8 protein-coding genes are annotated in these 12041 nt (G+C 63.4%); 6 read left to right on the plus strand and 2 right to left on the minus strand.

Annotation, left to right across the window (positions count from 1 at the left end):
* The first annotated feature begins 50 nt into the window (after positions 1 to 50).
* The 4 genes from AC1DX3_RS08865 (at position 51) to AC1DX3_RS08880 (ending at position 6331) form a co-directional block, all read left to right on the plus strand.
* On the plus strand, positions 51 to 770 hold the full coding sequence (locus AC1DX3_RS08865; RefSeq protein WP_476988893.1) for a M15 family metallopeptidase: 720 nt from the start codon (positions 51 to 53) through the stop codon (positions 768 to 770).
* A 100-nt stretch (positions 771 to 870) separates the two neighbouring features.
* Positions 871 to 1752 carry an AraC family transcriptional regulator gene (locus tag AC1DX3_RS08870; protein WP_476988894.1) on the plus strand — a complete coding sequence of 294 codons (882 nt, stop codon included), beginning with the start codon at positions 871 to 873 and terminating at the stop codon, positions 1750 to 1752.
* A 70-nt stretch (positions 1753 to 1822) separates the two neighbouring features.
* Positions 1823 to 3028, plus strand: a complete 1206-nt coding sequence (locus AC1DX3_RS08875) for a winged helix-turn-helix domain-containing protein (protein WP_476988895.1) — start codon at positions 1823 to 1825, stop codon at positions 3026 to 3028.
* 120 nt (positions 3029 to 3148) lie between these two features.
* A complete protein-coding gene (locus AC1DX3_RS08880; protein ID WP_476988896.1) occupies positions 3149 to 6331 on the plus strand; it encodes an alpha-L-rhamnosidase in 3183 nt (1060 codons plus the stop codon).
* 6 nt (positions 6332 to 6337) lie between these two features.
* Here AC1DX3_RS08880 and AC1DX3_RS08885 read toward each other — a convergent pair whose 3' ends face one another.
* Positions 6338 to 7285 carry a glucokinase gene (locus tag AC1DX3_RS08885; protein WP_476988897.1) on the minus strand — a complete coding sequence of 316 codons (948 nt, stop codon included), beginning with the start codon at positions 7283 to 7285 and terminating at the stop codon, positions 6338 to 6340.
* Positions 7286 to 7430: 145 nt separating this feature from the next.
* Entirely contained in the window at positions 7431 to 8519 is a 1089-nt protein-coding gene (locus tag AC1DX3_RS08890; protein ID WP_476988898.1) for an alpha/beta fold hydrolase, read from the minus strand.
* A gap of 379 nt (positions 8520 to 8898) precedes the next feature.
* Here AC1DX3_RS08890 and trhA point away from each other — a divergent pair, with 379 nt between their 5' ends.
* Together trhA and AC1DX3_RS08900 are read left to right on the plus strand one after the other, a co-directional pair.
* Positions 8899 to 9561: a PAQR family membrane homeostasis protein TrhA gene (trhA, locus tag AC1DX3_RS08895; protein WP_476988899.1), complete on the plus strand. Its 663-nt coding sequence runs from the start codon at positions 8899 to 8901 to the stop codon at positions 9559 to 9561.
* A 200-nt stretch (positions 9562 to 9761) separates the two neighbouring features.
* Complete coding sequence (locus AC1DX3_RS08900) at positions 9762 to 11984, plus strand: putative bifunctional diguanylate cyclase/phosphodiesterase (RefSeq protein WP_476988900.1); 2223 nt, start codon at positions 9762 to 9764, stop codon at positions 11982 to 11984.
* The last annotated feature ends 57 nt before the right edge of the window (positions 11985 to 12041 follow it).

Consider the following 12041-nt stretch of genomic DNA (forward strand, 5'->3'; position numbering starts at 1 on the left):
GCTCACAAAAATAACATAATAGCTCGGTAGAGAGCCCGGATTGCACCCGCGTGTCCGGCGCCGCGGCCCTGTTCCCCACGCATCCGATCGATGATCGTGCAACTGCCGGAGTTCTAAAAATATCTGTATCCATAGCCAAGACCCTGGCGTTCCTCGGGGTCGCTCTGTCGCTTGCCGCTTGTGGTGACTACGCCGTCGTCAAGCCCCCCTTCCCCAATCAGGCCGTCGTCAAAAAGGCCGAAACCGTCCTCGCCGCTCCCGCCGCCCTGCCCTGGACCGACTGCCGCAAAAGCCTGGGCAATCCGACCGTCACCGTTGCCGGCGTCGATGCCGCCAACCGGAAATGGGAAGCCGACAACCTCGTCACGGTCGACCTGCCGTGGAAAGCCCACGCGGCCTGGAATCCGAAACTGCCGATGAAAGGCCTTCAGGTCCACCGCCTGGCCGCGCCATCGCTTCAGGCCGCGCTCAACCTGATCTGGGAGCAAACCGGCCACAGCCAGGCCGAGATCGACCGCGTCGGTCTTTCGGCCATCGGTGGTGGCTTCAACTGGCGCCCGGTCCGCGACGGCTCTGGCCTATCGGCCCACGCCTATGGTTGCGCCGTCGACTTCGATCCCGACCGCAACGCCATGGGCGACGACGCACCCAACTTCTCGCGCCCGGAAAACCGCTACGTCGTCGAAGACTTCCGCACGGCCGGCTGGGCCTGGGGCGGCACCTGGGAGCGCCCCGACGGCATGCACTTCCAGGCCGCGACAATCGCCTGATCCCAACTGGCGCAAACCGCCCGCTTCCCGCATAACAGCAAGATCGGTCAGGCCTCAGCCCGCCGCCGCTGCTATGTGGGATAATACCAGGGAGACTTATGTGACCGCAACCGCCGTCCAACAGTATCACAGCCGCATGCAGCGGGTGTTGGACTATATCGACGGCCATCTCGACGACGACCTGGACGTGGCGGTTTTGAGCGGCGTCGCCGCCTTCTCGAAACACCATTTCCACCGCCAGTTCTCCGAACTGTTCGGCATCAGCGTCTACAGATATGTGCAGCTTGCCCGCCTGAAGCGCGCCTCTTACCGGCTGGCCTTTTGTCAGGACAACTCGGTCTTCGATATCGCGTTGGACAGCGGTTACGCGGCGCCCGAGGCCTTCGCGCGCAGCTTCAAGAAGCGCATCGGCCAAAGCCCGAGCGCTTTTCGCAAGCTGCCGCAGTGGTTTTCCTGGCACGAGGCCTACGGGCCGTTCCACGCAGCCAGGAGCCGGCAGACCATGACTTTCAGCGACGACCAGGTGACCCTCACCGACTTCCCCGCCACGCCCGTGGCCGTTCTCGAACACCGCGGCGATCCCGCCCTGATCGGCGACTCGATCCGCCGCTTCATCGCCTGGCGCAAACAGGCCGGCCTGCCGCCGAAACTGAGCGCGACCTTCAACATCCTCTATAACGACCCGGAAACCACAGCGCCGGAGGACTATCGGCTCGACATCTGCGCAGCCACCGCAAAGCCTCTGGCGGGCAACGATGCCGGTATTATCTCAGGTGTTATTGCCGGCGGCCGTTGCGCCGTCCTGCGCCTGACGGGATCCAGCGACAATCTGCGCCCTGCGATAAGCTGGCTCTACCGCGACTGGCTGCCGCGCAACGGCCACGACACGCGCGACGCCCCCTTGTTCGTTCAGCGCGTCGTCTTCTTCCCCGAGGCACCCGAGAATGCCGCTGTGACGGATATCTTCCTGCCGCTGCAATAGGGTGATCTACTGACATTTGACGACCTGGCCGCCTTTATCCTATTGAGAACATGCAGGTTGAAGGCGGCACATGACGACGCAAACACTCTCGGCAAAAGACGCCCGGCGCATAGCTCTCGCGGCGCAGGGTTTCGGCCGCCGGCCGGCGCGGCCGCCTTCACGCGCCAGGCTTCTCAAGGCCATCGAAGACCTGGGCGTCGTCCAGATCGATTCCGTCAATGTCGTGTCGCGCACCCATTACCTGCCCCTGTTCTCGCGCCTCGGCGCCTATCCGCGCGCCGATCTCGAAGACCTGGCCTGGGGCAAGAAGCCCGGACTGTTCGAATATTGGGCCCACGAGGCCAGCCTCCTGCCACGCGACCTGCAACCTCTCCTGCGCTGGCGCATGGAAGACGCGCGCAACGGAGTCGGCGTATGGAAAGGCGTCGCCAAATTCCTCCACGAGCAGCGCGACACCGTTGAATATGCTCTAACGCAGATCCGCGAACGCGGCCCTCTGGCGGCCTCTGAGATCAAGATCGGCAATGGCAAAACAGCAGGTTGGTGGGGGTGGAGCGACGCCAAGCACGCCATGGAATGCCTGTTTTGGGCCGGCGAGGTCACCACCTCCAGCCGGCGCAGTTCTTTCGAGCGCATCTACGCCCTGCCCGAAACGGTCTTTCCTGCCGACATTCTCAACCGGCCGACGCCGTCCCGCGCCGAAGCCCACCGCGAACTGATCCGCCTGTCGGCCAGGGCGATGGGCTTGGCAACCGCGCGCGACCTCAGGGACTATTACCGTCTGGGTCTCGCCGACACCGCCGCCGCCATCGCCGCCCTGGTCGAGGCCGGAGACCTGCTGCCGGTGCAAATCGAAGGCTGGAAGGACCAGGCCTATCTCCACAGGGACGCGCCCACCCCCGCCCCGATCAAGGCTCACGCCCWGCTCTCGCCCTTCGACAATGCCATCTGGTTCCGCGAGCGCACCGAACGTCTGTTCGGCATCAGAGTCGTGCTCGAAATCTACACGCCGGCGCCGAAACGCGTTTACGGCTATTATGTCCTGCCCTTTCTCGAAGGCGAGGCCATCACCGCCCGCGTCGACCTGAAAGCCGACCGCAAGGCCTCGGTCCTGATCGTTCAGGCCAGCCATCGCGAACCGGCCGCGACGAAGACGACCGCCGAACGCCTGGCGGCGGAACTGCGCCTCTTCGCTGGCTGGCTGGGCCTAGATACGGTCCGGATCGAGCCGCGCGGCAGTTTGGCTGCGGATTTGGCGCAAATATTTTCCCATTAATTGCAACAATCATTCATTTTGTGAAAATTCATTGACGCACGTGACGTTTTTTCTTTAGGTTTCAGTCAACCAGAAGATCGACGCGCCGCCTTCGGTCGGCGTCGAAAACAGGAGACGTCCATGTCTTTTACCCCTTCCCGCCGCGGTCTGATGGCCGGCGCCGGCCTGGCCGCTTCAGCCCCCACCCTTGCCGCCGCAAGCAAGGGTTTGCGCGTCTTGGGCCTGATGACCGAGACCGTGGCCAATCCCATCGGCGTGCAGCTGTCTCAGGTGCGCCTGTCATGGCAGCTCGCATCGGCCAAGCGCGGCACAATGCAAACCGCCTGGCAGGTCCAGGTCGCGTCTTCGCCCGCCAAGCTGAAAGCCGGCGATGTCGATCTGTGGGACTCCGGGCGGATCGACGGCGACCGATCCTTCGACGTCACCTACGACGGGAAGCCGCTCGCCAGCCGCCAACGCGCCTGCTGGCAAGTCCGGGTTTGGGACAACCACGGCCGCAGCGCCGTCAGCGACCCCGCCTTCTGGGAAATGGGCTTGCTGTCACCGGCCGACTGGACCGGGCAATGGCTGGCGGCCGAGGATGCCGAGATGCGCGGCGACCGCGAAGCCGGGGCCGTCTGGGTCACCGCGCCGCCTCCCGGCAAGGACCAGACCTGGCAGTTCCGTCTCGACTTTACCCTGGACGGCGACGCCGAAGTCACCCTGATGACCGTCGCCAACGCCACCTACAGCGCCTTCATCGACGCCGCGCCCGTCGACCTGCCGCCCTTTTCGAGGCTGGCCTTCGGCGGCCAGAGCACCGTCGCCTCGGCGACCGCGCTGAAAGCCGGCCGTCATACCCTGGCGCTCAGCGTCGCGGCCGGCGGCGACGTCAAATGCGCCATGCTGGTGCGTGCCAGGCTGGCCGACGGCCGTATCGTGCACTTCACCGGTAACTCGGCACGGACCTCGACCGACATGCCCGACGGCTGGGCCGCGCCCGCCTTCGACGACAGTTCATGGACCGCCGCCACACCCTTACCCGAAGCGCCCCTCCCCCTGCCGGGCAAGGGCGCCTTCCTGCTGCGCCGTGATTTTGCCGCCAAGAGAGCGGTCGCCTCGGCCCGTCTCTATGTCACAGCGCTCGGCGCCTATGAGACCCATATCAACGGTCAAAGGGTCGGCGACGGCTTGCTGGCGCCTGAAAGCACCGATTTCAGTAAACGCATCCTCTATCGCGTCCACGATGTCACCGCCCTGGTGAAGGCCGGCGCCAACGCCATCGGCGCCATGGTCGGCGACGGCTGGTACGGCAGCTACCTGGCGCCCGTCGGTCGCTTCCCGTTCGGCGGCGCGCCCTTGCGCTACCTGGCCCAGCTCGAACTGACCTATGATGACGGCAGCCGCGACACCATCGTCACTGACAACCGGTGGTCGGTCAGCCCCGCCCCCGTCACCATGAGCGAGATCTATGACGGCGAGGACTACGACGCCCGCCTGGAGCAGCCCGGCTGGACGACCGCCGGCTTCACCGGTGACGCGCGCTGGAGTCCGGTGACCATCGCGCCCAGGGCCATGGGCCGGCTGGAAGGCATGATCAGCCCGCCGATCCGCCGCACGAAGACCCTGACCGCCAAGTCGATCAAGGCCGTCAACGGCGCCTACGTGCTCGATTTCGGCCAGAATTTCGCCGGCTGGGTCAAACTCAAGGTCAAGGGCCAGGCCGGCGACAAGATCACCCTGCGTTTCGCCGAGGTTCTGAAAAGCGACGGTGGTATCGACCAATCCAACCTGCGTGCCGCCCGCGCCGCCGACACCTATATTCTGAGCGGCGATCCCAAGGGCGAAACCTATGAGCCGCACTTCACCTATCACGGCTTCCGCTATGTCGAGGTCTCGGGCCTGAAAGCCGCGCCGGCGGCCGGCGATATCCAGGGCATTGTCGTCCACAGCGACCTGAGCGAAACCGGCCACCTGCGCATCGGCAATCCGCTGATCAGCCAGATGTGGCAAAATACCTTGTGGAGCCAACGCTCCAACTTCATGGGCATTCCGACCGACTGCCCGCAGCGCGACGAACGCCTGGGCTGGATGGGCGACGCCCATGTCTTTTGGGACGCGGCCTCGTTCAACATGAATGTCGCCGCCTTCACCGAACGCTGGATGGGCGACGTCCGCGACGCCCAGGAGGACAACGGCGCCTACACCAATGTCTCGCCCAATACGATCCATGACTGGGGTAAGGGCGGCGCTTCGCCCGGCTGGGCCGACGCCGGCGTTATCCTGCCGTGGACGGTGTGGAAACGCTTCGGTGACACCGCGGTCATCGATCAGCACTGGGACTCGATGACGCGCTATATCGACTTCATTTCAGCCCATAGCGACGATCATATCTGGACAAAGGGACGCGGCGCCGATTTCGGCGACTGGCTGTCCTTCGATTCCAAATATCCCGGCGACGCCACCACCCCCAAGGAACTGCTGGCCACCGCCATGTCGAAGCACTCGACCGACGCCATGGCCGACATGGCCGCGGCCACCGGCCGTACGGAGGCGGCCGCGACCTACCGCGCCTTGGCCGCCGATATTAAAGCCGCCTTCATCAAGACCTTCGTCCAACCCGACGGCACGGTCAGCAACGACTCCCAGACCGGCTATATCCTGGCCCTGCGCTATGATCTGTTGCCGGCAGAACTGCGTGCCGCCGCGGCGGCCAAACTACAGGCCAACATCCTCCGGCGCGGCGACATGCTGACGACCGGCTTTCTCGGCACGCCGTTCAGCCTCGATGCCCTGGCCGATGCCGGCTACAGCCAGACCGTCTACGACCTGTTGCTGCGCACCGCCTATCCGTCGTGGGGCTATATGGTGGCCAAGGGCGCGACGACCATCTGGGAACGCTGGAACGGCGACACCGGCGATGTGTCGATGAACTCGTACAACCACTACTCGCTGGGCGCCGTCACCGGTTTCGTTTTCCGCCGCATCGCCGGCATCGACCCCATAGAGCCGGGCTTCAAGACCTTCGCCGTCAACCCGGTCACCGATCCGCGCGTTAAAACCGGCGGCGGCGACTTCGACTCCATGCTGGGGCGCTTGTCGACCGATTGGTCGCACGGGCCGGGCGGCAGCTTTGCCCTCAGCGTCACCGTGGCGCCCAATGCCCGCGCATTGGTCCATCTCCCCACGACCGCGCCGGACAAGATCCGCGAAGGCGGCAAGCCTTTGACCGATCATCCCGATGTGAAACTTGTTGGCCCCGACGGCGGTCGCACGGTGGTCGAAATCGGCTCTGGCACCTACCGCTTCACTGTTTCGGCCTGAAATCCGTCAGGAAAATAAGGTACTGAGGCCGATCATTTCAGGCTCGGGCGCCAGGATGATATGGACCGGGATATCCGACACATAGTTGGACAGACGGCCCTTGGCATGGAAACGTTCGCTGAAGGCCTCCCGGTTCCACAGGCTGCTGGTCAGCTCGATCAAGCTGCCGGACAGATAGATACCGCCGCGTGCGCCCGTCATCAGGGCCGCGTCCGACGCCGTCGCCGCCAGCCAGCCGATGCACAAAGACACGGTCTCCATCGCGCGGGCATCGCCGGCTACGGCGCGGGCGACAATCGCCTCGGGCAGGATATCCTCCACCGGCAGCGCGTCGATAACGCCAAGACAGCGCCAAATTTCCCGCAGCCCCTGCAAAGAGACGGCGCGTTCGCGCGACACCCGGCCGAATTTCGCTTCCATGACGTCCAGAACGGCTTTTTCGCGTGCGGTGACGGCCGGCAGGTCGGTATGGCCGCCTTCGCTGGGCAGAATCGTCGCCTCATTGAGATCGTCAGTGACGATCAGCGCCGAACCGAGGCCGAAACTGGCGCCGATCAGCATCCGCGGCTGGCTGGGATCACCGTCGCCGCCGCAAATCCGCAGGGTTTCGTCCGGCCGCAGCAGCGGCACGGCCATCGCCTTGCAGACGCAGTCATTGACCAGGTTCAGGCGCCGGATCTTCAGCAGGTCGCGCAACCAGTCCCTCTGGATACGAAACGGATCATTCGGCATGGCCAGGCCGCCATCCTGTTCCCAGCCGCAGGCAGCGACCGCGGCGCCGATCAGGGCGCGATCGCTCTTCTTGTTCAGAAAGTCGTCGATGGCCTGACTGAAGTCGTCGAAAGTCCGGCAGGGATAGGACACCGAGTGTTCGGGCCGCTGGCGCGACTTCGCCATGGCCAGCTTGACCTCGTTGTTACCGCTAGCATCGATAAGTAAAGCTTCCTCGCTCATATGACTTTATCCAACCTGTAGGCTACGCCGGGTAAAGTACCCTGCGAAGCTTAACGAGAGATTGTGATAGCCTGTCGCGCCTGCCGCCAGTCTTTTTCAGTCTATTCAAACGGTCTCGACGTCAAAACTCCGTGAACATCTGCATTTAGTGCGTCAGGGGCGCGATCGTCTCCGTCAGCATCTTGAACTGGGCATCGACAAGAGGCTGGTTGGGGTCGTGACCGACACGCGGCACCAGAACAAAAGCCTTTTGCGGCGCCGTGATACTATCGAAATAGGCGCGCGCAATGGTAGGTGAGGTCAGCAGGTCTTCGGCGCCCTGGGTGATAAAGACCGGCACGTCGAAATGCGTGCCCAGTGCCGGCAGGTCGACGCCGGAATACATGCCGTCGCCGTGCAGGCCGACGAACTGGATGTAGGAATAATCCTCGCCGGCCTCGTAATCGGCCTCGTATTCGGGCGTGGTGTATTGCGCTTCCGGCTGCCACCATGCCTTCGGTGCAGGGTCGGTGACCATGGCCTCGTATTTGCGGTCGATGCGGCGCATGGCGCCCGAGCTGCGCGGATCGGTCCACGGTGGCGCATCCAGGCCTTCGAGAATTTTCACGCTGTCGGCGTCGCCGGCGGCGCGCGCCAGGGTAAGAAGGTGGGTATAGGTCTCGGGCTGATTGACCTTGTAAGAGACGATCTGCGCCGAACCGAGATAGGCATAGAACAGGTCGGGCCGGGTCTTGATCATGTATATGGCCAGGATCGAGCTCCACGAACCGCCCATCAAGATGACCTTCGGCTTGCCCAGATGATGCGTCAGGTACTCGGCCACTTCGATACCGTCATCGCTGATCTGGCCGAAGGTCAGGGGCGTGTCTTCCGACGGCCGGTTTTTACCGTAAGTCTTGCCGGCCCCGCGCTGGTCCCATTGCACCAGGGTGAAGTTCTTTTTCCAGGCACCGTAGAGGTTGTCGGCATAGGGGCTCATCGGATTGCCCGGACCGCCGTGCACCATCAGGAGCACCGGGTTGGCGCAACTGTCGCCTTTGATGGTCACCCACTGCTCGATACCGCCTATGGTGACGAAGCCCTCTTCGTTGATGGCCTGCGCCGGAGAGGCGCAGCTGATGGGGCCGGCAATAGCGGTGGGCGCTTCGGAGTGTGCGGCCGTGGCGGCCAGCGCGACGGCACAGGCGGCCAACAAGGCGGCCAACGGGGTGGGAAGTCGGGAAGGATAGGTCATCGCCTGTCATGGCATGCCATGTGACGCAAAGCACCTGAATTCTTTCGCGGAATCTTCTTACCCTGACGGCGCTTGAGTTTGACATATCCGCCGACGGATCGCGACGCGGCCGCGACGAGATTCGGAGTAGATGTGGCGCTTTTCCAAGGAAACCCGCACTCCGAATGGCGAGGCTGCACGTGTTAAAGGTAATATTATACCTATATCACGGACGGGGCCGCCGAGTAAAATCGGCCTCGCACCGACACTATGGGGATTTTTTTCGGCCCGTCATTCGCCTTTCAGCATCGATTTTTTTCATCCGGCACAGGCATTATAATCGAGCAACGCGCCCGCTGAAAATCGGGTTCGATATCACTATATGCTAGCGACAATGAATATGTTCCCCGTTACCTCCCCTCCGCATTATCCCACGCGTGCCGAACACCTGGCCGACCTTGTCATTCATATCGTCGGCCTGACGCTTGCCGTGGTCGGCGGCGCCGTGGCGCTGGCTATCGCAGTCAGCCACGGCCAGATCGGCCGCGTTGCCGCTATCGGTGTCTACGCTCTGGGCATGGTGGCCATGCTGGCTTTTTCGACGGCTTATAATTTCGCCCACCCGAAATGGCAGCCCTTTCTGTACCGGGTCGATCATGCCGGCATCTTCCTGATGATCGCCGCCAGTTACACGCCGTTTACAACGCAGTTGCTGCACGGCACGTGGAGTTGGGCCATGACCAGCACCGTCTGGGGCCTGGCGACGATCGGAATCCTGAGTAAGTTATTTTTGCCGCGCCTGGGCGAAATGGTGACGGTTGTCTTCTACCTGGCGCTGGGGTGGGTGGTGGTGGTGGCGATCAAACCGCTGACCCACGATACGCCCCTGCCGGCGATCATCCTCCTGGCAGCCGGCGGAATCGTATATTCGATCGGCGCCGTCCTGTTCATCATGAAGCGCCTCAAATTTCGCCGCGCCATCTGGCATGGCCACGTCCTGGCCGGGGCAGCGACACACTACGCCGCCATCATGGTCAGCGTCGTTCTGGTCGCCGTGAAATAGCCCCCAATCCCCTGTCTCCAGTCTTCCGGTACCGACACACTGAACCGACTGGCCAAACCTGACCGAGTGATTCAACCGCTCGCTTTCGACAAGACATTCCCGACATTCTAAGGGAGGATTCACCTTTTTGCCGTAAGTTTAAGGTCGTCACCGCCCTCGATAGCGAGGTGCGGCGTGTATGAGGACCGATTACCGTCATTATGAGTTTGCGTAGCCTGATCGATTGGCGTCTGTGGCGCTGGAACATAAGTCCGAAGGCCCGCGTCCTGATCGCCGTCGTGGCTGCCGGCGGTATTGCGACCATGGTGGCCATTGTCATGCTGTTGCAGGCGTCGCTCACCACGATCGCCGCCAAGGCCGATCAGATGGACATCGTCCGCTCCAATGACCTGGTCGAAGCGTCCGTCGAGTCGACGCTCAATCGCATGACGGCCATAGGGACCGACAATGCCCAGTGGGACGATGCTGTCGATCACCTTTACCGGGCGAAGATCGACACATCATGGACCTATGAAAGCTGGGGCGTGGTGTCGGATGATGCCAATTCCTACGACGGCGCCTATGTCGTCGACGAACACGGCCGTATCCTATGGGGCTATTTCCGCCACCGCGTCACCGACGACCGCGATACCGCCCTGTTCGGCAGCGGGTTCGCCGCACTAGTAAAACTCCACAAGACGGCGGTCGACACCGACAATAAGGTCGTGTCCGGCCTGAGCCTGACCCGCTACGGACCGGCGGTGGTCACCCTGGGCCTGGTCCAGCCGACGCGGGAAGCCCTGGGCGAACGCAACGGCATGCGGCGATATCTGGTGCTGACCCGCCACTTCACACCCGCCCTGGTACAAGGCATGGGCGAGATGTTCCGACTGGACCATCTCAGCCTGACGCCGCCGGGCGACACCCGTCACCCTTATCTGCATCTGAACGGCGCCGACGGCCGCACGGTCGGCCATCTGACCTGGACGCCGCAGGTCGACGGCAAGGTTGCCGCCGCGGCCGCCGCGCCGAAGATCCGCCAGATTACCTGGCTGGTCGGCTTGCTGGTCCTGATGTTCGTCATCGCCTGCGGCTTTAGCCTGCAAAAACTGGCGATCAGCGAAAAGGACGCCCGCAGCTTTGCCCTGACCGACGGGCTGAGCGGCCTGCCCAACCGCCGCGCCCTGTTCGAACGGCTGCAACAGGTCGCCAAGGCGCGCGGCGACGTTCGCAATACCGTCGTCTTCATCGATCTCGACGGCTTCAAGGACGTCAACGACATCTACGGCCACGCCACCGGCGACAAGCTGATCATGATCGTCGCCGCGGCTTTGAAAGGCGAACTGCCGAAAGGCGCCATGCTGGCGCGCATGGGCGGCGACGAGTTCGCCATGCTGATCGGCGGCGAGACCGGCCCGGCTCAGGCCCGGATTTTTGCCAATGCGGCCCTCGCCTTCCTGACGGCGCCCATCCGTATCGGAGACCGTCCCGTCCAGATCGGCGCCAGTATCGGCATCGCCACGGCCAATCTGAAAACCTGCGCCACCCAGGAACTGTTCCGTCGTGCCGACATGGCTATGTACCACTCCAAGGCTACGGGCAAGGGCCGCATCACCCATTACGATGCCGAGCTGGATACCGTCCGCCTGCGCAAACAGGCCATTGAAAAAGGCATTCGCGATGGCCTGGCGCGCGGCGAATTCGACGTCGCCTACCAGCCGATCGTCCATGCCCGCACGCAAGCCATCGTCATGGTCGAAGCCCTGGTGCGGTGGCCGCGTCGTCCCGAAGGCCCCTTGCCGCCCGACGATTTCATCGACGTGGCCGAAGCCAGCGGCCTGATCCACCAGCTGGGTCAGTTCGTCCTGCGCAAGGCCTGCGCCGACCTCAAGCCCGTGCCCGGCATCCGCCTCAGCGTCAACATCTCGCCGGCCCAGTTCCGCGACCCCGATTTCGAACGCAAGGTCGCCGATGTATTGAAAGATACCGGCTTCCCGGTCGACCGCATCGAACTGGAGGTCACCGAGGGCTATCTGATCGAAAGCCCGGAGCGCGCCATCGCCGCCGTCGCCAACCTGAAAGCCCTGGGCGTGTCCATGGCGCTCGACGATTTCGGCACCGGTTATTCCAGTATCGGCTATCTGCGCCGCTTCGATTTTGACCGCATCAAGATCGACAAGTCGCTGGCCGGCGGGGTCGATCACGATCCTCAGGCGGCCGCCCTGGTCGCCGGCACGGTCGGCATCGCCAATGCCTTGGATATCGAAGTGACCGCCGAAGGGGTCGAAACCGCCGAACAGGCCGCGCTGCTGCGCCTGGCCGGTTGCCACCACCTGCAGGGCTTTTATTTCAGCCGCCCCAAGCCGTTGCAGGAGGTGTTGGAAATGCTGAAAGGCCACGCCCGCCCGCTAAGGCGGTTGGCAKGCCGGTCTAAGGACGCGTGACTATAAAATGGAGGCCGTTTGGCGGGAGTGCGGAGGCCACCCTCAAAAACATCCTCG

The sequence above is a fragment of the Asticcacaulis sp. P2_B1 genome (assembly GCF_056404915.1).

Coding starts and splice junctions, on each gene's coding strand:
- AC1DX3_RS08880 (WP_476988896.1), top strand. CDS start 3,149: ATGTCTTTTACCCCTTCCCGCCGCGGTCTGATGGCCGGCGCCGGCCTG.
- AC1DX3_RS08885 (WP_476988897.1), bottom strand. CDS start 7,285: ATGAGCGAGGAAGCTTTACTTATCGATGCTAGCGGTAACAACGAGGTC.
- AC1DX3_RS08890 (WP_476988898.1), bottom strand. CDS start 8,519: ATGACCTATCCTTCCCGACTTCCCACCCCGTTGGCCGCCTTGTTGGCC.
- trhA (WP_476988899.1), top strand. CDS start 8,899: ATGTTCCCCGTTACCTCCCCTCCGCATTATCCCACGCGTGCCGAACAC.